General features: G+C 72.8%; 22 protein-coding genes. 6 read left to right on the top strand and 16 right to left on the bottom strand.

Annotation, left to right across the window (positions count from 1 at the left end; translation table 11 throughout):
• Window positions 1-12: 12 nt before the first annotated feature.
• From WMF33_RS35375 to WMF33_RS35360, 4 genes are read right to left on the bottom strand one after another with little or no spacing between them, the layout of a single operon-like run.
• The gene (locus WMF33_RS35375) at window positions 13-1,173 is read right to left on the bottom strand and encodes a homogentisate 1,2-dioxygenase (RefSeq protein WP_437332750.1); all 1,161 of its coding nucleotides are present in this window, start codon (window positions 1,171-1,173) and stop codon (window positions 13-15) included.
• The gene (locus tag WMF33_RS35370; RefSeq protein ID WP_437332749.1) at window positions 1,173-2,324 is read right to left on the bottom strand and encodes a 4-hydroxyphenylpyruvate dioxygenase family protein; all 1,152 of its coding nucleotides are present in this window, start codon (window positions 2,322-2,324) and stop codon (window positions 1,173-1,175) included. The genes WMF33_RS35375 and WMF33_RS35370 overlap by 1 nt, the downstream gene beginning before the upstream one ends.
• A gap of 39 nt (window positions 2,325-2,363) precedes the next feature.
• Entirely contained in the window at window positions 2,364-3,035 is a 672-nt protein-coding gene (maiA, locus tag WMF33_RS35365) for a maleylacetoacetate isomerase (RefSeq protein WP_437332748.1), read from the bottom strand.
• Window positions 3,032-4,009 carry a fumarylacetoacetate hydrolase family protein gene (locus tag WMF33_RS35360; protein ID WP_437332747.1) on the bottom strand — a complete coding sequence of 326 codons (978 nt, stop codon included), beginning with the start codon at window positions 4,007-4,009 and terminating at the stop codon, window positions 3,032-3,034. The genes maiA and WMF33_RS35360 overlap by 4 nt, the downstream gene beginning before the upstream one ends.
• Window positions 4,010-4,146: 137 nt before the next feature.
• Between WMF33_RS35360 and WMF33_RS35355 the strand changes: the two genes are divergently transcribed.
• On the top strand, window positions 4,147-6,573 hold the full coding sequence (locus tag WMF33_RS35355) for a substrate-binding domain-containing protein (RefSeq protein WP_437332746.1): 2,427 nt from the start codon (window positions 4,147-4,149) through the stop codon (window positions 6,571-6,573).
• A 42-nt stretch (window positions 6,574-6,615) separates the two neighbouring features.
• On the opposite strand, the gene WMF33_RS35350 is transcribed toward WMF33_RS35355, so the two are convergent.
• Both WMF33_RS35350 and WMF33_RS35345 read right to left on the bottom strand, forming a co-directional pair.
• A complete protein-coding gene (locus tag WMF33_RS35350) occupies window positions 6,616-6,987 on the bottom strand; it encodes a DUF1801 domain-containing protein (protein ID WP_437332745.1) in 372 nt (123 codons plus the stop codon).
• Window positions 6,988-7,008: 21 nt separating this feature from the next.
• On the bottom strand, window positions 7,009-8,415 hold the full coding sequence (locus WMF33_RS35345) for an NAD-dependent succinate-semialdehyde dehydrogenase (RefSeq protein ID WP_437332744.1): 1,407 nt from the start codon (window positions 8,413-8,415) through the stop codon (window positions 7,009-7,011).
• Between the two features lie 239 nt (window positions 8,416-8,654).
• Between WMF33_RS35345 and WMF33_RS35340 the strand changes: the two genes are divergently transcribed.
• The 3 genes from WMF33_RS35340 to WMF33_RS35330 are packed head-to-tail and all read left to right on the top strand — an operon-like array spanning window position 8,655 to window position 10,937.
• On the top strand, window positions 8,655-9,662 hold the full coding sequence (locus tag WMF33_RS35340) for a hypothetical protein (protein ID WP_061622663.1): 1,008 nt from the start codon (window positions 8,655-8,657) through the stop codon (window positions 9,660-9,662).
• Entirely contained in the window at window positions 9,659-10,405 is a 747-nt protein-coding gene (locus tag WMF33_RS35335; RefSeq protein ID WP_437332743.1) for a metallophosphoesterase family protein, read from the top strand. The genes WMF33_RS35340 and WMF33_RS35335 overlap by 4 nt, the downstream gene beginning before the upstream one ends.
• Before the next feature lie 37 nt (window positions 10,406-10,442).
• Entirely contained in the window at window positions 10,443-10,937 is a 495-nt protein-coding gene (locus WMF33_RS35330) for a metallophosphoesterase family protein (protein WP_437332742.1), read from the top strand.
• A gap of 315 nt (window positions 10,938-11,252) precedes the next feature.
• Here the strand turns inward: WMF33_RS35330 and WMF33_RS35325 are convergent, their stop codons facing one another.
• From WMF33_RS35325 to WMF33_RS35300, 6 genes are all read right to left on the bottom strand, one after another.
• Window positions 11,253-12,089: an alpha/beta hydrolase gene (locus tag WMF33_RS35325; protein ID WP_437332741.1), complete on the bottom strand. Its 837-nt coding sequence runs from the start codon at window positions 12,087-12,089 to the stop codon at window positions 11,253-11,255.
• 127 nt (window positions 12,090-12,216) lie between these two features.
• Window positions 12,217-13,032, bottom strand: a complete 816-nt coding sequence (locus WMF33_RS35320; RefSeq protein WP_437332740.1) for a metallophosphoesterase family protein — start codon at window positions 13,030-13,032, stop codon at window positions 12,217-12,219.
• A gap of 116 nt (window positions 13,033-13,148) precedes the next feature.
• On the bottom strand, window positions 13,149-13,694 hold the full coding sequence (locus WMF33_RS35315; protein WP_437332739.1) for a hypothetical protein: 546 nt from the start codon (window positions 13,692-13,694) through the stop codon (window positions 13,149-13,151).
• A gap of 98 nt (window positions 13,695-13,792) precedes the next feature.
• Window positions 13,793-14,260, bottom strand: coding sequence for a peroxiredoxin (locus WMF33_RS35310; protein ID WP_437314284.1), 468 nt, complete (start codon window positions 14,258-14,260; stop codon window positions 13,793-13,795).
• Window positions 14,261-14,370: 110 nt separating this feature from the next.
• On the bottom strand, window positions 14,371-15,579 hold the full coding sequence (locus WMF33_RS35305) for a serine/threonine protein kinase (RefSeq protein WP_437332738.1): 1,209 nt from the start codon (window positions 15,577-15,579) through the stop codon (window positions 14,371-14,373).
• A gap of 105 nt (window positions 15,580-15,684) precedes the next feature.
• Window positions 15,685-17,115 carry a hypothetical protein gene (locus WMF33_RS35300; protein WP_437332737.1) on the bottom strand — a complete coding sequence of 477 codons (1,431 nt, stop codon included), beginning with the start codon at window positions 17,113-17,115 and terminating at the stop codon, window positions 15,685-15,687.
• 131 nt (window positions 17,116-17,246) lie between these two features.
• Here WMF33_RS35300 and WMF33_RS35295 point away from each other — a divergent pair, with 131 nt between their 5' ends.
• Window positions 17,247-17,981, top strand: a complete 735-nt coding sequence (locus tag WMF33_RS35295; RefSeq protein ID WP_437332736.1) for a hypothetical protein — start codon at window positions 17,247-17,249, stop codon at window positions 17,979-17,981.
• Window positions 17,982-18,156: 175 nt separating this feature from the next.
• Here WMF33_RS35295 and WMF33_RS35290 read toward each other — a convergent pair whose 3' ends face one another.
• The 4 genes from WMF33_RS35290 to recA all read right to left on the bottom strand — a co-directional run bounded on the left by WMF33_RS35290 (window position 18,157) and on the right by recA (window position 22,185).
• Entirely contained in the window at window positions 18,157-19,128 is a 972-nt protein-coding gene (locus tag WMF33_RS35290) for an HDIG domain-containing metalloprotein (protein ID WP_437332735.1), read from the bottom strand.
• Window positions 19,129-19,315: 187 nt separating this feature from the next.
• Window positions 19,316-20,056, bottom strand: a complete 741-nt coding sequence (locus WMF33_RS35285; protein WP_437332734.1) for a hypothetical protein — start codon at window positions 20,054-20,056, stop codon at window positions 19,316-19,318.
• 435 nt (window positions 20,057-20,491) lie between these two features.
• Entirely contained in the window at window positions 20,492-20,989 is a 498-nt protein-coding gene (sixA, locus tag WMF33_RS35280; RefSeq protein WP_061622571.1) for a phosphohistidine phosphatase SixA, read from the bottom strand.
• A gap of 17 nt (window positions 20,990-21,006) precedes the next feature.
• Window positions 21,007-22,185: a recombinase RecA gene (recA, locus tag WMF33_RS35275; protein ID WP_437332733.1), complete on the bottom strand. Its 1,179-nt coding sequence runs from the start codon at window positions 22,183-22,185 to the stop codon at window positions 21,007-21,009.
• A gap of 375 nt (window positions 22,186-22,560) precedes the next feature.
• Here recA and WMF33_RS35270 point away from each other — a divergent pair, with 375 nt between their 5' ends.
• Window positions 22,561-23,925 (top strand): serine/threonine-protein kinase, encoded by a 1,365-nt coding sequence (locus WMF33_RS35270; protein ID WP_437332732.1) that lies wholly within the window; start codon window positions 22,561-22,563, stop codon window positions 23,923-23,925.
• Window positions 23,926-23,938: the final 13 nt, after the last annotated feature.

The following is a 23,938-nucleotide window of genomic DNA, read 5'->3' as shown; positions in this document are numbered from 1 at the left end:
GCGCCGGGCCCCTCACGGGCCTGCGATGAAGCTGTCCTGGTAGCCCGGGTCCTCCACCTCGAGCGCGGCCGGGGTGGCCGCGAGCGGGCGGGTCGTGTCGAGCATGACCGCGAGCTCGCTCGTCGCGCGGCTCCCGAGGCTCGCCTCGTACGCGCCGGGGTGCGGCCCGTGCGGGACGCCGGCCGGGTGGTGCGAGATGCTGCCCGGGCCGACGCCGCGGCGCGAGGTGAAGTTGCCGCGGCAGTAGAACAGGAACTCGTCGCAGTCGACGGACGAGTGCGGGTAGGGGCACGGGATCGCCTCCGGGTGGAAGTCGACCGGGCGCGGCACGAAGCTGCAGACGAGGGCGCCCCGCGCCGCGAACGTGCCGTGCCAGTCCGGCGGCAGGTGGACGAGCCCGACGCGCGCCTGGAAGCGCTCGATCGGGAACGCGAACGGGTACACCGTCCCGTCCCAGCCGACGACGTCGAGCGGAGAGCGCTCGCAGGCGAAGCCGTGGAACGCGCCGCCGCGCTTCACGACGAGCGCGCGGATGCCCTCGTCGAGCGGGCCGACGAACGTGGGCCGCCGGAAATCGCGGTGGGAGTACGGCGCGTCCATCCGCAGCTGGCCGACCTCGTTGCGCCACTGCCGCGGGAGGTGGACGTCCGCGGCCTGGATCGAGAGCCAGCGCTGGGGGGCGGCGTCCGGGAGGAAGCGGTGGAAGAGCCCCTTCGGGACGACGACGTAGTCGTCCTGCTCGAAGCGGAGATCGCCGAGCATCGTGCGCAGGACGCCGCCGCCTTGCGCGATGAAGAGCAGCTCGTCGGCGTCCGCGTTCGCGAAGTACACCGGATCGGCGGCGTCCGGCTGGGCGAGCCCGATCACCACGTCGTCGTTGAAGAGCAGCGGCACGCGGCAGTCGATCGCGGGCCCGCCCCGCCGCGGCAGGTCCTGCGACCGGTAGTGCCGCTTCGCGAGCGGGCGCGGCGGCGCGGCGACCGGCAGCGCGAAGCCGTGCTCGGCCCGCGCGAGCCGGTGCTCGTGCGGCCGGCGCTCGTGGTAGGCGATCGTGTAGGGGCCGTCGAAGCCCGCCCGCGTCAGGCACTCCTCGTAGCGGAGCTCCCCGGCCGCGCTCCGGAGGGCGGTGTGGTGCTTCGGGGGGACGCTCCCGGCGACGACGCGATCGAGCATCAGCCGCGCCCCTCGGCCTTCTGCTGCCGCTCGATGCTCTCGAACAGCGCCCGGAAGTTGCCGGCGCCGAAGCCGCGGTCCCCCTTCCGCTGGATGAGCTCGAAGAAGAACGGCCCGGCGTCCGGATCGCGGTGCGTGCCGGACGACTCCTTGAGGAAGATCTGGAGCAGGTACGACCGCGCGCCGTCGCCGTCGACCAGCACCTCGAGCTCGCGCAGCGCCGCCACGTCCTCGTCGAGCTGCCCGACGCCGAGCCGCTGCAGGCGCTCGGGCAGGAGGTCGTAGTAGGCGGCCGGGGTCGGCATGAACTCCACGCCGCGCGCGCGCATCGCCCGCACGGCGGCGAGGATGTCGTCCACGGCGAGCGCCACGTGCTGCACCCCGTCGCCGCGGTGCTCCTCGTTGAAGACGTTGATCTGCGAGCTCTTGAAGTGCGGCCGGTAGGGCTCGTTGTTGGCGAACTTCACGCCCGAGCCCGGGTCCCACATCACGGCCGAGCGCAGGCCCGAGCCGTGGCCCGCGTCCTTCGCGACGTCGTTCGTGTGGAACGCGATCTGCCAGAACGGCTCGAGCCCGAGCACGTGCTCCATCCAGAGCAGGGCGGGCGCCATCGTCTGGAAGTTCGAGGTGATGTGATCGAACCGGGCGATCCCGAAGCGGTTCTCGCCGCCCTGGGGCGCGCCGTGGGCCACGCAGCCGGGGAACAGCGCGGGGTAGCCGTGCCGCTCCACGAAGCGGAAGGTGGTGTCCCCGAACGGCGTCGTGATCGAGAACGAGGCGAAGGTGCCCCCGCCCTCGGTCACCCGGTGGATCTCGTCGATCGGCGTGCCCCCGCGGCCGTCGAGCAGCCGGAAGGCGCGGTCCACGTCCTCCACCTCGAAGACGATCGTGCCCACCCCGTCGGGGTGCTTGCGCAGATAGCGCCACGCCCGCCCGCCCTCGCCGATCGGCTGCGAGCAGACGATGGCGCACTCGCCGGCCTGGAAGACGACCGACCGCTGCGCCGCCGCCGCGTTCAGCTCCGGCGAGCTCGCGGCGGTCTCCTGGAAGTCGAGCTTCTCCGTATAGAACCTGCGGCTCCGCTCCAGGTCGCGCACGTAGTAGTGCAGGGCCTCCACCCGCTTGATGCCGATCGACTCCACCTTGGCCATCTGGGTCCTCCGTCGCGAGGGGTGAACGCAGGGGGTGAGCTACGCGCCCGCGACGGCGTCGACCTGGCGGTCGGCGTGGGCCGCCTGGAAGGCGGGCAGCGCCATGCACGCCGCCTCGATCCGCGTGAGGGTCGAGAGCGGCGCGAGGTCGACGTCGTAACGTCGCGCATTGTAAAGCTGGGGCACGAGGAACACGTCCGCCACGGTGACCTGATCGCCGACGCAGAAGCGCCCGCAGAGCTCGCCCGCCGCCGCCTGGAACGCGGCGAGGCCCGACGCGATGAAGCGGCGCCCGAACGCCCGCTCGTCGCCGCCGAGCTCGTCCCGCACGTACTTCAGGGTGGCGGTGTTCTGCATCGGCTGCGTGCCGGAGTTGATCATCTCGGCGAGCTGCCGCGCCTTGGCGCGCAGGTACGGATCCGCGGGCAGGAGCGGCGGCGCGGGGAACAGCTCCTCGAGCAGCTCGATGATCGCCACCGACTGCGACACGCGCCGGACGGCGCCGCCCTGCTCGAACTCGAGCAGCGGTACCTGCGCCATCGGGTTCTTGGTCCGGTAGTCGTCGCGGAGCTGCTCGCCGCCGTCCCGGACGAGGTTCACCGGCCGGTACGCGTGCTCGATGCCCTTGTGGGCGAGGGCGATGCGCGCGCGCCAGCTGCACGAGCTGCGCCAGTAGCCGTAGAGCGTGAGCCCCGTGAGCGCGACGCTCATCCGGCCACCACCCGCTGCGCGATGCGCCCGAACAGGCTCTCTCCCGAGCGATTCAGCATCTCGATCATGATCGTGTCTCCTGGCTTCATGAAGGGCGTCCTCGCCGCCCCGTGCGCGAGGATCTCGAGCATGCGCCTCTCCGCAAGGCACGACACGCCGCGCGCCGGATCCCGGTTCGAGACGGTGCCGCTGCCGAGCAGGGTCCCGGCCGTGAAGCTGCGGGTCCTGGCGATGTGCTCGATGAGGTCGAAGAACGAGAAGTGCATCTCCGGGCCGGCCTCGGGGTCGCCGACGAGCGCGCCGTTGTACGTGGAGCGCAGCCGCAGGTGGACGCGCCCGTCGCAAAACGCGTCGCCGAGCTCGTCCGGCGTGATCGCGAACGGGGAGAACGCCGTCGCCGGCTTCGAGCAGAAGAACCCGAAGCCCTTGGCGAGCTCGGCGGGCACGAGGTTGCGCAGCGTCACGTCGTTGGCCAGGAGGAACAGGCGGATGTGCCGGTGGGCCTCGTCGCGGCGCGCGCCCTGCGGCGTGTCGCCGAGGACGGCGCAGACCTCGGCCTCGAAATCGAGGCCCCAGGCCTCGTCGCGCAGGACGATGTCGTCGGTCGGCCCGAGGAGCACGCCGGAGCCGCCCTGGTACACGAGCGGATCGGTCGTGAGCGTCTCCGGAGGCTCGGCGCCGCGCGCCTTGCGCACGAGCTCGATGTGGTGGATGTACGCCGACCCGTCGATCCACTCGTACGCGCGGGGCAAGGGCGCGGCGAGCTCTTCCAGGGCGAGCGGGGCCACGGCCGCGCCGCCGCGCTCGATGTCGTCGGCGATGCGGCGCAGCGCCGGCTCGGCGCGCTCCCAGTCGTCGAGCGCGGCCTGGAGCGTGGGAAACGCGGCGCCGGCCGGCGCGTAGGCGAGGCCGTCGCGGCGGACGACGATGAGCGTGCCGTCGCGGCCGGGGCCGCGGAGAGAGGCGAGCTTCATGCGGGGGCGAGCTCCTGGTGCGGTACGGTGCTCTCATCGTCTCCGCTTGACAAGCACGAGGCCGCTCGCGCCTGCTAGTGCAGTGCCCCTCGCGTCGCGCGCGGCGAGCGACCAGGTGACCGGCTGAACGGATCTGCATGAACACCGGACTCGATGTTTTCTCGACGCTCCACCACCTGGTGCAGCGCGCCATGGCCAGCCTCCCGGGCGCGCAGCGCGGCGGCCTGCTGGTGCGCGCGGGACGGCGGCTCGTGTACACGGCGACCGTGGGGCTCGACGGCATCCTGCCGGGCAAGCTGCGCACGCCGTCGGACGGCGGGCTGCTGAGCGCGTCGGCGCCGTTCGGTCCGGCCGCCGCGCCCGAGGCGGCGCGCGGCCCGTGCCTCGTCCCCGCGGCCGCGTGGTACCGGGCGCACCTGCCCGAGGTCGCGGAGCGGCCCGGCTGGCCGCCCGAGGGCGCGTATGTGCAGGTCGTGCCGGTGCCCCTGTTCGGAGGGCCGGGCGCCTACCTCGCGCTGGAGCAGCCGGACCACGCGCCGCTCTCGGGCCCGTACCGCGCGCTCGTGGAGTCGGTCGCGGAGAGCGCGGGCGCCGCGCTCGAGCGGCGCGGCCTGTTCGAGGAGAAGGCGCAGGTCGCCCAGGAGCTGCGCCTGCTCGAGGAGGTGCTGAGCTCCGTCGCCGAGTCGGTCGACCTCGTGGAGCTCATCGAGACGCTCGCGGACGGCATCCGGAGCGTGCAGACGGGCCCGCGCTGGGGCACGATCGACCTCGCCATCCTGGAGGACGCGGGGCGCGAGCCCGCGGCGGACGCGGGGCGCACGCTGCGCCTCTACAAGGCCCCTCGCCGGCCGATGACGGCGTACTGGAACAACGTGCGCGACGGCGCGCTGGCCGCGGGGCGGGATCTGCGGGTGGCGGTGGGGTTCAGGAGCGGGCTGGGCGCCGACCCCGCGTCGCAGGAGGCGCTGTTCGAGGAAGGGCTCCGCCGGGGCGTGAAGGGCATCGCCGTCGCGCCGATCGATCCGGCGGCGCTCGAGCCGCTCATCCGCCGCGCGGTCGCCGCGGGCGTCGCGGTGGTCGCGATCGACTCGCCGACCGTGCAGGGCAGCGCGGCCCCGGTCTACATCGGGACCGACAACCGCGTCGCCGGCAGGCTCGCGGGCGAGGTGATGCTGCGGCTCCTGCCGCAGGGCGGTCTGGTCGTGACCCAGGCGGCCTCCTTCGCCGTGTCCAACGCGGGCGAGCGCCTCGAGGGCTTCCGCGAGGCCGTCGCCGGCTCGGCGATCCGCATCGGCGCGCCCCTCGAGAACCACTTCGACCCCGCGCGCGGGATCGAGCTCGCCACCTCCGCGCTGCGCGACGACCCCGAGATCGCCGGCGCGTTCGGGGTGTGCAGCGAGAACGGCCCGAGCTTCGGCGCGGCCTCGGTGACGCTCGGCCGGTCCGGGGATCTCAAGCTCGTCGCCTTCGACCTCATCACGCCCACGGTCGCCATGCTCCAGGACGGCGTGATCCACGCCGCGGTCGTGCAGCGCGAGTACGACATGGGGTACCGCGGCGTGCAGGTGCTCTACGACATGGCCACGCGCGGCGTCGAGGCGGCGCTCGAGGCCCTGCCGGCGTCGCGCTTCATCGACACGGGCCTCGACGTCGTGACGGTCGAGCGCACGCCGTTCTCGGTGGCGCTCTCGGATCACCTCGCCATGAGCTCCGCCCGCCGGATCACGAACCGCCGGCTGGGCGCGTCGGGCCGCGGGCGGCCGCTCGAGTTTCTGGTGATCGGCATGGCCGAGCGCGAGAGCCTCGTCGACGACGAGCGCGCGCCGGTCGTGGAGGACTCCCTCGTGGGCCGGGTGATGAGCTCGTGCAGCTCGCTCGTCATCGACACCGCGTCGAGCGAGTACCAGCACTTCAGCGACGTCGTCGAGGCACGCTGGAACGGCGCGCGCACGCTGGTCGGCGTGCCGCTGCTCTCGCGGGAGGCGGTCCTCGGGGTCCTCATGCTGAGCAGCCCGCGGCCCGACGCGTGCTCGGCGAACGACCTGGCGCTGATCGAGCGCGTGGCCTCCGTGGCGGCGGTCGTGCTCGAGAACGCGCGGCTCCTCTCGCGGATCAAGGAGCGGACGCGGGAGCTCGAGTCGCTGAGCCGCCGCCAGGAGGCGCTCCTCGACACGATCGCCGCGATGTCGAGCCCGGCCGTGCCGATCGCGCCCGGCGTCCTCGTCATGCCGATCGTCGGCACGCTGGACGCGCAGCGCTCCGGCCGCTTCATCGAGGCGATGCTGCAGGAGATCTCCGAGCACAAGGCGCGCGCCGTGATCATCGACGTGACCGGCATGGCGGTCGTCGACGCGAGCGCGGCGAGCCACATCGCGCAGGCGGCGCGCGCCGCCGCGATGCTCGGGTCCGAGGTCGTGCTCGTCGGGATCGCGCCGGAGGCGGCGCGGCTCATGGTGGATCAGGGGCTCGACCTCGGGGGCATCGTCACCCGCTCCACGCTGGAGCTCGGGTTCTCGTACGCGCTGGGCAAGACCGGCGGGCGGGTGGTCTACCGGCGCTCCTGAGCCGCGGCGCCCGCCGCCCTCGCGCCGCGCGGCCCCGCGCGGTCAGCGGTCCCGGCGGAGCTCGACGGCGGCCGCGACCAGCGCGGCGATCTTGGCGACGTCCACGTCCTTGGCCGAGCGGATATGGACGTTGCTGGCCCGCTTGGCGTCGCCGGTGAGCAGGCCGCCCGGATCGGGCAGCTCGGCGCCGTGCTCGAAGCCGAGGTTCACGCCGAAGCGCTGCGGGGCGAGCCAGCAGATCTGGTGCTTGTGCGCGTCGCCCATGCGGAAGCTGATGATCCGCCAGCCTGGATAGACGTGCTCGTGCACGTCGGGGATGATGCGGAGGAGCAGCTTGCGCACGCGCAAGGTCAGCTGCTGCGCTGCGGGAGGATACTCGCTCAGCAGAGCGGTTACGGCCGGATCGTCGGACACGATCTACTCCGTCTACTCGGTCTACTCGGTTGCTGGCAGGCCCCTCGGCCGTTCGTCCTTCGCGATCCAGACGGTCTTGATGTTCACGAACTCGCGCAGACCGTACGACGAGAGCTCGCGGCCGTGGCCGGACATCTTGACCCCGCCGAACGGCAGCCGCGGGTCGGACACGACCATCCCGTTGATGAACACCTGGCCGGCCTCGAGCTCGTCGATGAGGCGCTCGCGCTCCTGGGGGTCGCGGGTCCAGGCGCTCGCCCCGAGGCCGAACCGGGTGGAGTTCGCCATGTGGATGGCCTCGTCGAGGTCGGCGACGCGGAAGACGGCGGCCACCGGGCCGAAGAGCTCGTCGTCGGCCGCCGGGGAGGGGCTCCGGACGTCGGTGAGCACGGTCGGCGGGAAGTAGTTGCCTGGCCCCTTCAGCCGCTTGCCGCCGGTGAGCAGGAGCGCGCCCGCGGCCACCGAGGCCCGCACCTGCTCCTCGAGCTCCGCGGCGATCTGCGCCGTGGCGAGCGGCCCGACGTCGACCGACGGGTCCATCGGATCGCCCACCCGGAGGCGCCGCATGGCCGCGACGAAGCGCTGCTCGAACTCCGGCACGACCGACTCGTGCACGATGAAGCGCTTCGCCGCGATGCAGGACTGGCCGTTGTTGATGATGCGCGCCTTGATCGCGGTCCCGACGGCGGCGTTGAGGTCGGCGCTCGGCAGGACGATGAACGGATCGCTGCCGCCGAGCTCCAGCACCACCTTCTTGAGGTGCTTGCCCGCGTGGGCGCCGACGCTGCGCCCCGCGTTCTCGCTGCCGGTGAGCGTCGCGGCCGCGACGCGCGGGTCGGCGAGCAGGCGCGGCACCACGTCGGTCCCGGTGAGCAGCGCCTGGAAGGCGCCCTCCGGGAAGCCGGCCCGGCGGAGGATGTCCTCGATGGCGAGCGCGCAGCGGGGGACGTTCGACGCATGCTTGAGGAGGCCGACGTTGCCGGCGACGAGCGCCGGCGCCGCGAACCGGAAGACCTGCCAGAACGGGAAGTTCCACGGCATGATGGCGAGCACCGGGCCGAGCGGGTGGAACGCCACGTAGCTCTTGCCGGCGTCGGTGGCGACCTCCTCGGGGGCGAGCAGGCGCTCGGCGTTGTCGGCGTAGTAGCGGCACACGGTCGCGCACTTCTGGGCCTCCGCGACGGCGGAGCCGATGGTCTTGCCCATCTCGAGCGTCATGAGCCGCCCGAGCTGCTCCTTCTCGGCCTCCAGGATCTCGGCCGCCCGGCGGAGCTTCTGGGCGCGCTCGGCGACCGGGGTCTGCCGGAAGCTGCGGAACGTGGCGTGCGCGCGCGCCACCTTCTGCTCCAGCGCCGCCGACGAGAGGGGCTCGAAGGTCTCGAGCGTCTCTCCCGTCGCTGGATTGATCGTCGCGATCGCGGTGTTCACGGATGTGCCTCCTCTTCGAGCTTCGAGCGCCGGGGGGGCCGCGCCCCGTCTCCTGCCAGCCGAGAGCGCGCCGAGCGATCCCGGCAGGCGAGCTTGAGCCAGACCTGCCTCTTCTTGCAATGGTCAGCGAGGACGAACCCGCCTCTGTTCCCGCTGCCGCGTCGATGCGTCGCCCGCGAGCGCAGGGTGGGGGCGGAGGGGGGTCGCCATCGCACGTCCTGTTCATTACGCAGAGCGGGATGGCCCGCAGCGGATCCCCTGCCGTCTTCGACGCGGAGCGCGCGGGTTCAGCCCGGGCGACGCGGGCCGGCGAGCGCGCGGCGCTCGCCCCGCCGGCCGCCGACGACGCCGCCGGCCTGCTGTCCCGCGCGGGCGAGCTGGAGGTGAGGGTAAGGGCGCTGGAGTCGCTCCTGTGCGCCGGCGTGCCCTTCATGGTGGCGGGGGCGTATGCCTTCTTTGCGTACACCGGCATCTTCCGGGACACGAAGGATCTCGACGTGATGCTGGAGGAGCGGGAGGTGCCGGCGGCGTTCAGGGCGCTCGAGCGGGTCGGCTTCGAGACGTCGCTGCTCGACCCGCGGTGGATCGGGAAGGCGTATGCCGGCGATCGCTTCATCGATCTCATCTTCTCGTCGAGCAACGGCTTGGCCGTGGTGGACGGCGGCTGGTTCGAGCACGCGCGCCCGGCGACGATCCTGGGGCACTCCTGTCTGATCGCGCCGGTCGAGGAGATCATCTTCACGAAGGCGTTCGTGGACGAGCGGGAGCGGTACGACGGGGCCGACGTGAACCACCTCATCTACGCGTGCGGCGACGAGATGGACTGGGAGCGGCTCCTCGACCGGTTCGGCCCGTACTGGGAGGTCCTGTTCGCGCACGTCACGCTGTACCGCTTCGTCTATCCCGGCGCGCGGAGCCGGGTGCCCGAGTGGCTCGTCGCGGAGCTGTGCCGGCGCACGCTGGAGCAGTCGCGGGCCGGCGACGCGCCGCTCCGGGTCTGCCGGGGGAACCTGATCAGCCGGCGGCAGTACGCGCACGATTACGAGGAGCTCGGGCTCGTGGCTGCGCCCGCCGGCCCCGCGCCCGAGGCGGCGCTGGGGTTGCCGTGCCGGAAGCGCCGGCGGTCCGGGGCGGCGCGGCGGCGCGTCGGCAACGCGGGGGCGCAGGTCCGCGAGGGGGCGCCTTGCGGCGCGGATCGTCTGGGGGCGGAGGTCGAGGCGGCGCGGCTCCGCAAGCCGGGGTCATGAGCGCCGTCGCCGGGGGCAGCGGGGATCACGGCAAGCGGCGCGTCGCGGCGGCCTCGGACCTGCATTGCCGGCCGGAGCACGGCGGCAGGATGCGCGAGCTCGTGCGGGCGGTGAACGCGGAGGCCGAGCTGCTCGTCCTGTGCGGCGATCTCACCGATCGCGGCCACCCCGAGGAGGCGAAGGTGCTGGCCGACGCGCTCTCCGGGCTGTCGGTGCCGTGCGCCGCGGTGCTCGGCAACCACGATCTCGACCGCGGCTCGGGCGCCGAGGTCACGAGGCTCCTCGGCGACGCGGGCGTCGAGGTGCTCGACGGGGATCACCTGGTCCTGCGCGACGACATCGGGGTTGCGGGCGTGAAGGGGTTCATGGGCGGGTTCGGGAGCGCGACGCTGCAGGCGTTCGGCGAGGGCCCGCTCAAGGCCTTCGTCCAGGAGGCCGTGACCGAGGCGCTGAAGCTCGAGGCGGCGCTGTCGCAGCTCGACAGTGACAAGCGGATCGTGATCATGCATTACACGCCGATCCCGGAGACGACGGTCGGCGAGAACGTGGAGATAAGGCCATTCCTTGGGACGAGCCGGCTGGTCGCGCCGATCGATCTGTACGGCGCCGACGTCGTGTTCCACGGCCACGCGCACCACGGGGCGCTCGAGGGGCGCACGCCGCGGGGGACGCCGGTCTACAACGTGGCCATGCCGCTGCTCAGGAAGCTCACCGGGCGATCGTTCCTCGTCATGGAGGTGTGAGGGACGCGCGCCGGATGGAGTCTCCTCTTGGGTCCTCATGACGAAGCGACGAGCGCAGCGGGAGCACCGGATCGGGGTCATCTCCGACACGCACGGCCTGGTGCGACCGGAGGCGCTGGTCGCGCTCGCGGGCTCGGAGCTGATCGTGCACGCGGGCGACGTCGGCGGCCCCGAGGTGCTCGCCGCGCTCGCGGCGATTGCGCCCGTGACGGCGGTGCGCGGCAACAACGATCGCGGGCGCTGGGCGGACGGCTTGCCGGAGCGGGCGACGGTGCGGGTCTCGGGCGCGACCCTGCTCGTGCTGCACGACGTCAAGGAGCTCGGTCCGGGCGACGGCGCGGCGGGGTATGCGGCGGTGGTGGCGGGGCACTCGCACCGGCCGGGGATCCGGGAGCAGGACGGCGTGCTCTTCCTGAATCCCGGGAGCGCGGGGCCGCGCCGCTTCAAGCTGCCGCTGTCGGTCGCCCGGCTGATCGTGCGGGGCGCCGCGGTGACGGCCGAGATCGTGCCGCTCGAAATCGTGTCCTCCTAGAGCAGTTTTCGCTCGGGTTCCTGCAGACGTCTTCCGTCTTCCGTCTTCCGTCTTCCGTCTTCCGTCTTCCGTCTTCCGTCTTCCGTCTTCCGTGCTCGTCCTTCGTGCGCGTGCGCGTGCGCGATTCCCCGGAGTCAACGCGCACGCGCACGCGCACGAAGGACGGAGACGAGAGACGGGGACGAGAGACGGGGACGAGAGACGGAGACGAGAGACGGAGACGAGAGACGGAGACGAGAGACGGAGACGGAGACGGAGACGAGAGACGGAGACGAGTGGCGGACGACGGCGTCTCAGTCCCAGCTGAAAACCGCTCTATGAGCGCCGGCCTCCGTGCTCCTGCAGGAAGTCCCGAATCGCGCCGAAATAGGCCGGCGCGAAGAGGAGGATATCGTTGTGCCCGGCGCCATTGATGAGGCAGAGCTCCTTCTTCTCGTGCGGGACGGCCGCGTGGTTCTCGCGGGCGTGGAACGGCGGGAGCAGGCTGTCGTGCGCGCCGTGCAGCGTGAGGACGGGGATCTCGACGCGCTTCAGGAGCTCCGGGTTGGAGAAGCGGCGGTGCGCCTCGTCGCGCAGGTCGCCGAGCTCGATCTGGAAGAGGGCGAGGAGGTGCCGGACGTCGCTGAAGCCGCTCTCGAGGATCAGCGCGCGGTAGGCGTGGCCGCGCTCGCTGGCGATGCGCGACGCGGGCGAGCTGCCGAGCGAGCGCCCGAAGAGCAGCGGCGCGGGCGGCCGGTCGAGGCCAGCGGCGCGGCTCTTCTCGGCGAGCTCCCGCTCGAAGAAGTCGGCGACCTTCGCCGGGTCGTCGTGGAGCGAGCGCAGCGTCGGTCGGCCGCCGCTCCAGCCGTAGCCACGGTAATCGACGATGAAGAGGTTGAGCCCGATGTCCCGCCACATCTCGGCGATGTCGTCGTAGTCGGGGACGGTCTCGCCGTTTCCATGGAAGGCGAGCACGGTCGGGTTCTTCGGGTCGGCGAGGTGCCATCGCGCCCCGACGGCGACGCCGGGGCCGACGGGGATGTCGTAGTCCGTCGCGCCGCCCCGCGGGCTCTGCGGCACCTGCCTGGGATAGAAGACGCCGGCGGCGTCAGGGCTCGCTTCGAGCGCGCGGAGGAGGGAGTCGAGCTGGCTGTCGGGATCGTTCGTCGGCATGGATGACCGGTTCCGTGGAGGTCGGCGGGGGCGGCGGGCGTGTGAGGATACGTCGCGGCGGGGCCGGACGGTATGCGTGGCGACGTCCGCGAGGGCGGCAGGGCGCGCGCCGCGGCTGGATGGCGGCCTAGGTGGCCACGATCACGCCCTGCACCGCGGGCTCGCCGTACTCGGCGCCGCCGGTGCGTACGACGAGGTTCGGGAGGATCTCCGCCACGCCGGCGCCGTGGGTATGGCCGCAGAGCACCTCGATCCGCCGCTCCGGGTGCCGCTCGGCGGCCTCGCGGATCGCCTCGCCAGCGGCCTTGCAGGTGAAGTGCGGGAGCCAATCGTCGTTGGAGATCTGACCTTCATGCCAGCAGGCCTCCTTGAACGGCGGGACGTGCGTGGCCACGATCACGCGCCCGTACCGCTCGAGGGCTTCGGGCAGGACGCGGCGGAGGTACGCCGCGGCCTCGTCGCCGAGGCGATGCAGGGTTTCTCTCCGGCGATTCCGATCGAGGGAGGCGAGCTCCTTGATGAGCACGTAATCGTTGAGCGTCACGGGCGACCTCTCGTAATTGCCGAGGCGGGCGTCGGCCCAGCCGTCGTGGCCGACGAGGGCGGTGTCCGGGCCGAGCTCGAGCGGTGGGATCGACGGGAGCCACTTGAGCCACGGGGAGGTGGCGGAGAGCTCGGCGGCCTCGGCGCGCACGGCGGCGATGCTCCCGCGGTAGAAGTCGTGGTTGCCGAGGACGAAGTAGAGCGGGCGCTCGATGGCCCGGGCGACGGTCTCGAGGAGGGGGCGGAGGCTCGCGGCCTCGGCGATGTCGCCGGTGAAGAGGACGGCGTCGCAGGCCGTGGCGGCGAGGGTCGCGCAGAAGCCGGCGAGATCCTCGCGAGAGAGGAAGTTGAGGTGGACGTCGGTCGCCCAGGCGAGGCGGAGCGGGGTCGGCGCGGGCATGGTGCAGGGTAGCCCCGCCGGGGAACGAGCGTAAGCAGGCCGGCGTGTCGTGGTGACGCCGGCGGATAACTCGCTCGGCGCTCCTGCGGGGGAAAGGACCGGGGCGCTCCGGCCGGCTACTCTTCGCTGTCCTCGTCCACCACCGGCACGAGCTCGATGTCGATCTCCTGAGGAACGAAGTCCTCGCATTCGTCGCTCATGACGGGCGTGAGCGTCTGCGCGAACTCCTGGTAGCCTGTCCCCGAGATCTCCACCCGCGTCACCCCTACGGTCCACAGCTCGCAGACGAGCTCCTCCAGCGCATCGGGGGGAGGCTTCGCGCGATCGACGGCGCACACCACGTTGGCCTCGTCGAGCGTCTTCCAGGTGCTCGGGTCGTTCAGGACGAAGGTCGGTTCCTCGGCCGCGCTCCACGCCACGTGAACGGCGGTGTCCGGCGGGACGGGGGCGCCTCTCGCGCGCACCGCGATGGTGAACATCGCCTGTCGCGGCCCCATCGGGCAGCCGTCGGCGCCGCCCATGCCCGAGCCGCCGTCCCCGCCGCCCCCCGGGCCCTTGCAGGCGCCTGCGGAGGCGGCGGTCGCGAGCGCCGCCGCGGCGAGCGCCGCGAAGGCCGTGAACGATAGGGCTCGACCTGGCGCGAGGGGAAGGCGTGCAGCCACGAAGGCGAGAGGGTAGGGGGGCGACGCTGGCAAATCCAGCGAGAGCAGGGTTTGTGCAGGACGTCCGCCCGAGCGCCGCGGCGCGGGCGCTCTCCAGCTCAGCCCTGGGCCTTGAGCTCTGCGATGTCCTTGAGGAGCGCCTGCTCGTGACCGTCGGGCTTCACCTTCAGGTACGTCTTCCGCAGCACGCCCTGCGGATCGACGACGAAGGTCGTCCGGTCCCAGTAGAAGTTGCCCTTCCACTCGCTCTGCCCGACGCCCGCGGCCTTGAGGAGCTCGTGCTTCGTGTCGGCGAGCAGATCGATGGTGAACGAGAACTTGTCGCAGAAGCTCTTGTGCGACGCGACGTCGTCCTCGCTCACGCCGACCACGGCGACGTTGGCCTTGTCGAAGTCCTCCTTGGAGGCCGTGAACGACTTGCCCTGGATGGTGCAACCCGGCGTGTCGTCCTTCGGATAGAAATAGACGACGAGCCATTTGCCCGCGAAGTCCTCGAGCTTCACGGTCTTGCCGTCCTGGTTCGGCAGGGCGAAGCGCGGGAACGGCTTTCCAATCTCAACGCTCATCTTCTCTTTGCCTTTGGCTGTGGGCCGGAGGTCGGCGCCTCCTGGCCGGTGACGGTCCTGATGTGGTGGAGCGGTGCCGCCCGGGCAATCCTCCCGCCGCCCGCGCCGGATCAGCGCGGGATGAGCCCCCGGAACCAGGCCGCCACCGACGAGGAGGACTCGTCCTGGTGGAGCGAGTCCGGCCCTTCCAGCTCGTCGGCGAGCCCGCCGAGCGGCCCCTCGCTGCGCGGGGGGTGCGAGCTCGAGTGGGTCTGCCCGTGGAGCACGCTCGTGGACCCGTCCAGGGTGGGCAGCAGGTTGAGGCCGCTGCCGCTCGAGGTCGGCTCCTTCGTGAGCGACTTGAACTCGAGGAGCATCATGTCGATGAGCTCGGCGATCTTCTGCGTCCCGTCGACCGCCCGCGCCGGCCCGCCCTTGGCGCGCTCCACCAGCGCGGCCACGTCGTCCTCGCTCACCGGGCGGCCGAAGCGGTAGAGGAAGCGGGTGAGGTCGCGCCCGAGCTCGCGCGCCGTGTGGTAGCGGGCCGCCGGATCGCGGGCGAGCGCGCGGCGGATGATCTGCTCGAGCTCGCGCGGCACCTCGCCGTTGATCTGCTGGAGCGAGGGGACCACCGCGTCGCGCACGAGCCGCACCGTGATGTAGTCGGAGTCGCCGAGGAAGAGCCGGCGCCCGGCGAGCATCTCCCAGAGGATGATCCCGAGCGCGAAGATGTCGACGCGCTGGTCGACGCCCTGCTCGAGCACCGTCTCCGGCGCCAGGTAGCCGAACTTCCCCTTGATGATGCCCGCGTCGCTCTCGGCGAGCTGGCTCGACGCCTTCGCGAGCCCGAAGTCCACGATCTTCACCTCGCCGTAGCGGGTGATGAGCACGTTCGCCGGGGTGATGTCCCGGTGCACGATCTGGAGCGGCTTTCCGTCCGCGGTCGCGAGGTCGTGCGCGTAGGCGAGGCCCTGGCACATCTTCGCGGCCATGAACGCGGCGACCTCGACGCTCATCGGCCGGCCCACCTTCTTCTGGTGCTCGAGGAGGGCCCGGAGGTCGGCGCCGTCGACGTACTCCATGACGATGAAGTAGGTCCCGTCGCCGACGCCGATGTCGAACACCGACACGACGTTCGAGTGCGAGAGGTGCGCCGAGAGGCGCGCCTCGTCGAGGAACATCGCGATGAACTGCTCCTTCTTGCTGAGCTGCGGCAAGACGCGCTTGATCGCGACCTGCTTCTTGAACCCCTCGATCCCCGCGCTCTCGGCGACGAAGACCTCCGCCATGCCGCCGGAGGCGAGGCGCTTGATGACCCGGTACCGCTGCTGCTCGGACATGCCCTGTCTGTCGTCCTCCCGCCCCGTCCCGTCTCGTGTGCCCAGTCTAGCGGCTCGGGGCCGGCGGCGGATGAAATCCATGCGGCGCCGCGCGCGCGCCCCGGGTCACCGGAACGTGGCGAGCGCTGCGACCGCCGCGAAGGAGAGCCCCACGAGCGCGGCGAGCGCGAGCACCGACAGGACCGGCTCCGCCCGTACGGTGGCGAGCAGCCGGCCGCGATCTTCCCTGGACAGCGGCGCCCCGTCGGCTCCGTCCTCCCCCTCGCCGCCCGACGCTGCGGCGAGGTGCGCCGCGAGGCGCCGCCGCGCGGTCCGGGCGCGGAGCGCGAGCAGGAGCATCTCGGCGACCCCGGCGGCGCCGAGCACCACGAGGCCGGCGCGCCGCGCCCGCGAGGCGCGGGCCCGCTCGCGCGCCTCGGCCGCCGGCACCCCGTCCGCGAGCAGCGCCACGCGCCGCGGCGCGACCGGGCTCGCGGCGGGCGAGAGCGGCCAGGCGACCGTGCCCGCGCCTTGCTCGTACGGGTCGCTCGCGACGACCGCCCATCCCACGGCGCCGGGCGGCTGCCCGTCCGGGAGCGCCAGCGTCCCCGAGAAGAAGCCTCCGCCATCGGCCGCGAGCGGGACCACCGCCCCGAACAGGCGGCCGTGCCCGCCTCCGATCGAGACGTAGGCGTAGGGCTTCGGCGCCGGCGAGGTGAGCCGTAGCTCTGGCCGCTCGCCCGCGAGGCCGGCCGGGTCGAGCCAGATCGCGCCTGGGATCACGGGCAGCCTCCCTTCCCAGGAGCCGCTCGCGCCCCGCGCCCCGGGCGGCGCCGCGCTCCCGGGGCGCGCCGCGCGCAGCGTGAGCTCGACGGTGTGCGCCAGCGGCCTGATCGTGAGCTCCACGGCGCCCCGCGCGTCGGCGGTGATCTGCGCCGGCCCGCTGCCCTGCCCCCCGAGCTCCGCCCCGACGGCGCTCGCCTCCACGCGCGCCCCTGGCACGGGCGCTCCGTCCTCCGTCTCGACCGCGACGCGCACCGGCTCCGGGAACGGCGCGGCCATGGCGCCGCGCGCGACCGTGACCCGAAGGCGGAGCTCCCCGTGCGCCGCGCCGGGCAGCGCGCTCGCGTGCGCCGCGCCGGGCAGCGCGCTCGCCTCCGCGGGGAGCGGGGGCGAGAGCGGCACCTCCTGCTCCAGGAGCGCGTCGCCGCCCCGCCGGATCCGCACCACGACCGGCGCCTTCAGTCCGCCGCCTGCGCGCAGCAGCGCCTCGCCGATCCCGTCCTTTCCGGTCGAGCCGCTCCATCCCGCGAGCGGCGCCCCCCCGGACGTCGCGCTCACCTCGATCGCCGGCAGCACCGCCGGATCGTCGGCGCCGTGGAGCCGGCGCACCCCTTCGACGCGGAGCGCGAGCGCCTCGCTCCCGGCGACGGGGGCGCCCCACACCCGCACGCCGGTGGCCATACGCTGCGCGCCGGGTCCCAGGAACACGAGCGCGGCGAGCCCGATGCTGAGCGCGGGCAGGACGTAGGTCGCCGCGTCGGGCATCGATCTCATGGTCGTCCCAGCATACCTCTCCGTCCCTGCCGCGCGGGCGAGCCTCGGGTCAGGCTGGCTGCCCGTGCGGACCGCTGGTGGTGTGCCGAGCCCCTTTGCGTCCGGGCGTCTCCTCCGATAGGAAGCCGCCGATGGCAGCCGACAGACCGGTGAAGCGCAAGCGCAAGGGCTCGGGGTCCACGGGGCAGGGTGGCGAGGTGCTCCTCCGGCAGCGGACCGATCCGCGGAGCGAGCGTCGTTTCGAGCCCAAGGCGTCGCTCGAGCTAGCCCTCACCTTGCTCGGCATGTCCGTCGCGGCGCTCCTTGCCGGCGCGGGCGTTTACGGCCAGTGGTTCCGGGGCGAGGAGGCGGGCGCGCACCCTGCTGCTCCGTACCTGCTCGTCGGTGCGCTCCTCCTCGGCGCCGCGGCGGGCCTGTTCGGCCAGTGGTCGATGAAGCCCGTCCGCGTCGGCGATGCCGGCGTGGCGCTCGAGAACGGGCCTGGCGAGATCGAGCGCATCGGCTGGAGCGAGGTCACCGGCCTGCTGCTGTCGGAGTCGGCGCTCACGGTCCAGGGCGGCGGCACGGTGATCGCCATCCCGCTGCGCGCGCATCTCGCAGCGGCTTCCCGCGTCCTTTCGGAGGCGAGGAAGCGCATCCCCGGCCGCGTCGCCGACATCAAGGAGGACGCCCTGCCTGCGCCCGACGACGCTGCCGGCGAGGTACGCCCGCTGGAGCCGCCCCAGGTGGCCGGCCTTCACTGCAAGGCCACGGACAAGCTCATCGCCTTCGAGGCCGACGCTCGCCTCTGCGGCCGCTGCGGCGAGCTCTACCACAAGGACGGCGTCCCCCCCCGCTGCGTCACCTGCGAAGCCCCACTGCGCTAGAGCGGCGGTCGCCCGCTTCGGATACGGGCCCATCTCGGCGTTTTCGGTGCTCAGCGCACTGGAGTGCGCCTCCGCGCCGAAAACGCCGATCTGGACCCGTCTCCTGTGCGGGCGACCGCCGCTCGGTGAGCGCCTTGGCGGTAGGCTCGGCACCCCGCCCGCGCGCCGCCGACCCTCAGAGCCCGAAGCGCGCCGCGTTCTCCCGGAGGAACGCGATGTACACGTCCGCCTCCTGGTGCGACGGCACCTCGCCCGCCTCGACCGCCTGCTCCAGCGCCCGCTTGACCTCGCCCACACGACGCGACGGCGGCAGCCCGAACGCCTTCATGATGGCGTCGCCGATGCCGCTCGGCAGCGGCGGGACCACCGCGTCCTCGGCCTGGACATGCAGCACCCGCTCGGCCAGGTCGCTGATCTGCTTCAGCCCCTTCCGCTTCTTCTCGGGCCGCTTCGTCGTGATGTCCGCCCGCGACAGGTCGAGCACGTCGTTCAGGCAGCCGCCCATCTCCTTCGCGAAGCGCCGCACCGCGCTGTCGGTCCACGACGGGTCGTACTGGCTCGCCCGCAGGTGGTGCAGGATGAGGAAGCGGATGCTGCCCTTCAGCGCCTCCTCTTTCGAGAACAGCGGCAGCCGCCGGTCGATCTTGTCGAACATGCGCGCGCCGACCTCGGCGTGACCGAAGAAATGGACCTCCCCCGTCGGCGAGATGGTGCGCGTCCTCGTCTTGCCGATGTCATGGAGCAGCGCCGCCCAGCGGACCTCGAGCCTCGGCACCGCCTGACGCACCACCTGCTTCGTGTGCTTCCAGACGTCCTTGTGGCGCCACTCCCCGTCGCCGAACCCCACCATCGCCTCGACCTCGGGCAGCATCGCCGCCAGGGCGCCCGACTCGAGCAGGGCGTCGAGCCCGGCCTCGGCGTCGTCGCTCATCATGATCCGGTCGAGCAGCTTGCGGACGTCGGGCAGGTAGATCGCCGCCGCCGCCTTGAAGTCGGCGGGGCGCCCCGAGATCACCCGGGTCGAGGGGCGTGGCTCGGCGGCCGCCTCGGGCTGCGCGGGCTCGGCCCGCTCTGCTCGCTGAACGGCCCACTCGAGCGCCTCCATCGCCCGCTTCGGGCTCGCTTCCTGGGTGAGAATCTCCTGCACGCTGTCCTTCCACACTTTCGAGGTTACGGATCGCCCGCGGCGCGCCGGTCGCGCGGCCCGCACGGGGGTCCGCCGGTTTAGAGCCAGCCGGTACTCCGCGCAATGGTTCGTCGCTCGGCGCCGGTTCGTCCGCGTCGCGCGTCGCGCGTCGCGTCGGAGCGCGCGCCGGTCCGCCGGAGACGGCGCGTCAGGTGCGGAGGAGCCTGCCCACGTGGTCCCTCTCCCACGCGAGGGAGCGCTCGTAGTCGCGGAAGAGCCGCTCGCGGGCGAGGAACTGGGGCGGGTGGAGCATCCGGCGCCCGTTGCCGTGGCTCGCGGGCATCACGTGGTGGAGCATCTCGTGGTAGATGACGTAGGAGATGAAGTAGCGGGGGACCCAGGGCCGGTCGAGCACCGGGTGGATGCGGATCAGCCGCTCCACCGCCGAGTAGCTCCCGAGCTTGATGGTGCGCCGCGGCTTCCGCGCCTTGGTCCGCTTGCCCCAGGTGATCAGCGCGTCGACCACGCCGCCGAAGTACGTGTGGTTCACCTTCTGGAACAGGGTCAGCAGATCGTGCGTCCGCCCCTGCGTCGAGAGCGGCGTGCTCACCGGCCGGCTCGCCCGGATGCGATGGCCGTTCTCGTCGATGTACTGGCCGACGAGGAGCGACGCGGCCCGGTCCTGGTTCACCACGTACCGGACGAGCGCATCCTGAACGACCGCCGGCGCGTCCAGGAACATGTGGTGGACGCGCGCCTGCAGGATCCCCTCCCGCAGCGAGGAGGAGATCATCTGCCGGTAGTTGTCGGTCACCGAGAGGAGCACCGGCCGCTTCTGGGCCAGCTCCAGGCGCCGGACGAGCGCCTGGCGCGCCCCCTCGTGCACGTAGATCTGCGGCTGGCCCGACGGCAGGGCGATGTCGAGCGGGTGGTGGCGGGGGTCGGGCACCCGGACGACGGCCCGCGAGACGCGCGGCCACAAGGAAGAGGGTGCTGCGCCCTTCCCACCGCTGCGCGACAGACGGCCTGGAGGGGGTTGAGCGAAGGGGAAGACCATCTGTCCCGCCATCTCAATCCTCCTTATTTGGGCGTATTCTCGGGTGGGATCCTTGTCAAGCGAGCGGCCGAAATCATCGAAATCATTCGGATTTGTAATTACGTAAGCAGGGGGCCGGCCCCGCCTGCGGGGGTGCGGCGGGGGCCCTGGCCGCCGCCCGCCCACGATCTGGATTTCCACCGCAAATTCATGGACTTGCCTGGGCCATCACGGCGCGGCGACGAGCCGCTCCGGTCGAGCCGGCTCGGGTCGCGCAGCCTTCCGCCTCGGACGCGTACGTCTGCTCCCGCTCCATCCCGATGACACGGCGCGCGCGGCGCGTCCTCGCTAGGCGAGCTCGCGCGGGTCGAGGATCCGCACCACGCGCCAGCGGTCCTGCGCGCGCGGGTCGGGCTCGAGGGCGACGATCAGGGCCGTGGTGAAGGCGCGGAGGACCAGGCCGGGCGCGCCCCGGCCGGACGCGTCGACGAGCGTCCGGACGAGGTGCTCCACGTTCGGCTGGTGCCCGACCAGGAGCGCGTCGGCCCCGCCTCGGGCGAGCGCCGCGACGAGCGCGAGCGGCAGGTCGGCGTCGACCGAGAGCTCGTCCCGGATCTCGACCTCCGGCGCGCCGCAGCGGGGCGCCACGATCTCGGCGGTCTCGCGGGCGCGCGCCAGAGGGCTCGCGAGCACCCTCGAGAGCGGGGCGCCGCCCCGGACGCGGTGCAGCTCGATCGCGACCCGCTCGACACGGTCGCGGCCCTCGGGGGTGAGCCTCCGGTCCGCGTCCCGTCCGCTCGCCGACCGGTCCTCCGCCGGGCCGTGCCGCATCACGTAGAGGTGCATGGCGGTGGCGGCCCGCGTCAGTTCGTCTTGCCCGGGGCGCGCCGGGCGTCCTGGCCGGACGGGGCCGCCTCGCCGCGACCCTTCGCCTGCGCGGGGGGCTCGGCCGCGGCGGCTCCGCCCTTCGGGGCGGCGGCCGCGGCGCCGTTCGCCGCGGCGCTCCCGCCGGCGCGGGAGATGCCGTGCTTCGCGAGGACCATCGACTCGATCTTCTCGAGCACCGCCGGGTGCTGCTCGAGGTAGGAGCGGGCGTTCTCCCGGCCCTGGCCGATGCGCTCGCCCTGGAACGAGAACCAGGAGCCGCTCTTCTCGATGATGCTCGCCTCGGTCGCGAGGTCGATGACGTCGCCGCTGTGGCTGATGCCGTGGCCGTAGAGGATGTCGAACTCCACCTCGCGGAAGGGGGGGGCCATCTTGTTCTTCACGACCTTGACGCGGGTCCGGTTGCCGACGACCGCCGGCTCCTTGCCGCCCGCGGCCGCCTCCTTGATCGCGCCGATGCGGCGGATGTCGAGCCGGACCGAGGCGTAGAACTTGAGGGCGTTGCCGCCGCTCGTCGTCTCGGGGCTGCCGAACATGACGCCGATCTTCATGCGGATCTGGTTGATGAACATCAGCAGGCACTGCGAGCGGGAGGTCGTCCCGGTCAGCTTGCGGAGCGCCTGGCTCATCAGCCGGGCCTGGAGGCCGACGTGGCTGTCGCCCATGTCGCCCTCGATCTCCGCCTTCGGGACGAGCGCGGCGACGGAGTCGACGACGATGATGTCGACGGCGTTCGAGCGGACCAGCATGTCGGCGATCTCGAGCGCCTGCTCGCCGTAGTCGGGCTGCGAGATGAGCAGCTCGTCGGTCTTCACGCCGAGCTTCTTGGCGTAGTTCACGTCGAGGGCGTGCTCGGCGTCGATGAACGCCGCCGTCCCGCCCGCCCGCTGGATGGCCGCGATGGCGTGGAGGGTGAGGGTCGTCTTGCCGCTCGACTCCGGCCCGTAGATCTCGACGATGCGGCCGCGCGGGTAGCCGCCGATGCCGAGGGCGATGTCCAGGCCGAGCGAGCCGCTCGGCACGGCCGCGACCTCGTCGTGCAGCGTCTGCCCGTCCTTGAGGCGCATGATCGCCCCTTTGCCGTACTCCTTCTCGACGCTCGCGATCGCGAGCTCCAGGGCGGCAGACTTCTGCTTGGTGTTCTTCTCGTCGCTCATGCGTACCTCGGGGCGGGGGGCCGAAGGGAGGGGAGTCCGAAGGGGATCACGCTGCCGGATCCCCGACGTGCGGGGCAACAGTTTCCGGCAGCTTTACTGTCCGGTTGTTCAGGAAGCAAGACCCCCGCACCCCGGATAGGACTGAAAACGTCCGCGCGAGGGCACGGCCGGGCCGGGCCGGACGGGCGGCGCGCGCGGTTGCCGTGCCGGGCGCCGCGCCGGGCGCCGCGCCAGGACCGAGCCCGGGCGGACCGCCTCCGGACAGGGCGATGACGTCGCGGTCGGAAGCGCCGTTTCCCGGCTGCTGTGGAGTCTCACAAGCCGGGCAACAATCGTGATCGTCGCACACCGGGAACCCTGGCGGACTCTTCATGTGTGGGCCACACCTTCCGCGTGGGGGGCGGGGGCCGCTTTTTCCCGGGGTTTTCCCTGGGCCGGTACGAGTTCGTCCTGCGGGTGGCCGCAGGCGAGACGGGGGAGGTCTGGGCGGGTCGGCTCAGGCGCGAGCACGGGTTTCAGAAGCTCTTTGCCATCAAGGTGCTTCACCCCGAGCTCTCGCCCGACCCCGACGCCGTGCGGATGTTCCTGGAGGAAGCCGCGCTCGCGGCGCGCATCCGGCACCCGAACGTGGTGCCCGTCGTGGATCTCGGCGAGGAGGGCGGCACCCTCTTCTATGTCATGGAGTGGGTCAGCGGCGAGCCCCTCTCGGCGGTGCTGCGCGCCGCGCGCGGGCGCCCGGCGCCGGTGCTCGCCGCGGCCCGGCTGGCGTACCAGATCTGCGCGGCGCTCGACGCGGCGCACGAGCTCCGGGACGAGGTCGGCAACCCCCGGGAGCTCCTTCACTACGACGTCTCGCCCGATAACGTCCTCATCACGTCCGAGGGGCTCGTCCGCCTCGTCGACTTCGGCATCGCGAAGTTCGAGGAGGAGCGGCTGTCGGAGCGCCGGCCTTCGCTCCGGGGCGACGGCGGGCGCGCCTTCGCCGCGGCGGCGGGCGGCGAGGGGGGCGCGCTCCTGTTCAGGAGCAGCGCGCCGTACATGGCGCCGGAGCACATCCGGGGGCAGCCGTGCGACCGGCGGGCCGATCTCTTCGGGGTGGGGGTGCTGCTCTACGAGCTCCTCTCGGGCGCGCACCCCTTCCAGGCCGACGACAGCGAGAGCACGATGACCCACATCGCGAGCGAGCGGCCCGCCGCGCCGCTGTCGTCGCGCGCCGTCCCGTCCCGCCGCGGGTTCGCCGAGCGGCTGAGCGCGGCGCCGCCGCCCGAGCCGATCCCGCCCGCGCTCGATCGCCTCGTCTCCGAGGCGCTCGCCAAGTCGCCCACCGCGCGCACGGCGACGGCCGCGCAGCTGATGCGCGCGCTCGAGGAGGCGGTCCCGGGCGCCGCGCACCCGGGCAACGACGCGCTGGTCGCCGGCTGGATCGGGCAGGTGCTCGGGAACGCGTCCCACCTCCGCACGCAGCAGCTGCGCGCCGCGCTCGAGTCGCTCGATCCGGGGGGCGGCGCGGCCGACGAGGCGGAGCCGCTGCCCGCCTGGCGGCGGTGGGCGCAGGCGGCGTGGGCGTTCGGGGCCGCCGTCCTCGGGGTCGCGCTCGCCGGGACCACGGCGGTGAAGGACAGCCCGCTGCCGCCGGCCTCGTTCACCGCGCCCGCCGGGCCGCGCGTGGACACCGCCGCGAGCAGCCTCGGCGCGCCCCCGCGCCGCCGGGGCGCGGCGACCACGCCGCACCGGCGATGAGCCAGCGCCGGCG

The organism is Sorangium sp. So ce394 (assembly GCF_051474665.1).
Taxonomy (GTDB): domain Bacteria; phylum Myxococcota_A; class Polyangia; order Polyangiales; family Polyangiaceae; genus Sorangium; species Sorangium cellulosum_D.
Note: the sequence above shows the minus strand (reverse complement) of the source record. Positions and strands in the feature narration are given on the sequence as shown.

Coding starts and splice junctions, on each gene's coding strand:
- WMF33_RS35325 (WP_437332741.1), bottom strand. CDS start 12,089: ATGCCGACGAACGATCCCGACAGCCAGCTCGACTCCCTCCTCCGCGCG.
- WMF33_RS35340 (WP_061622663.1), top strand. CDS start 8,655: ATGGCCCGCAGCGGATCCCCTGCCGTCTTCGACGCGGAGCGCGCGGGT.
- WMF33_RS35370 (WP_437332749.1), bottom strand. CDS start 2,324: ATGGCCAAGGTGGAGTCGATCGGCATCAAGCGGGTGGAGGCCCTGCAC.
- sixA (WP_061622571.1), bottom strand. CDS start 20,989: ATGCACCTCTACGTGATGCGGCACGGCCCGGCGGAGGACCGGTCGGCG.
- WMF33_RS35330 (WP_437332742.1), top strand. CDS start 10,443: ATGACGAAGCGACGAGCGCAGCGGGAGCACCGGATCGGGGTCATCTCC.
- WMF33_RS35375 (WP_437332750.1), bottom strand. CDS start 1,173: ATGCTCGATCGCGTCGTCGCCGGGAGCGTCCCCCCGAAGCACCACACC.
- WMF33_RS35310 (WP_437314284.1), bottom strand. CDS start 14,260: ATGAGCGTTGAGATTGGAAAGCCGTTCCCGCGCTTCGCCCTGCCGAAC.
- WMF33_RS35335 (WP_437332743.1), top strand. CDS start 9,659: ATGAGCGCCGTCGCCGGGGGCAGCGGGGATCACGGCAAGCGGCGCGTC.
- WMF33_RS35355 (WP_437332746.1), top strand. CDS start 4,147: ATGAACACCGGACTCGATGTTTTCTCGACGCTCCACCACCTGGTGCAG.
- recA (WP_437332733.1), bottom strand. CDS start 22,185: ATGAGCGACGAGAAGAACACCAAGCAGAAGTCTGCCGCCCTGGAGCTC.
- WMF33_RS35305 (WP_437332738.1), bottom strand. CDS start 15,579: ATGTCCGAGCAGCAGCGGTACCGGGTCATCAAGCGCCTCGCCTCCGGC.
- maiA (WP_437332748.1), bottom strand. CDS start 3,035: ATGAGCGTCGCGCTCACGGGGCTCACGCTCTACGGCTACTGGCGCAGC.
- WMF33_RS35295 (WP_437332736.1), top strand. CDS start 17,247: ATGGCAGCCGACAGACCGGTGAAGCGCAAGCGCAAGGGCTCGGGGTCC.
- WMF33_RS35300 (WP_437332737.1), bottom strand. CDS start 17,115: ATGAGATCGATGCCCGACGCGGCGACCTACGTCCTGCCCGCGCTCAGC.
- WMF33_RS35320 (WP_437332740.1), bottom strand. CDS start 13,032: ATGCCCGCGCCGACCCCGCTCCGCCTCGCCTGGGCGACCGACGTCCAC.
- WMF33_RS35360 (WP_437332747.1), bottom strand. CDS start 4,009: ATGAAGCTCGCCTCTCTCCGCGGCCCCGGCCGCGACGGCACGCTCATC.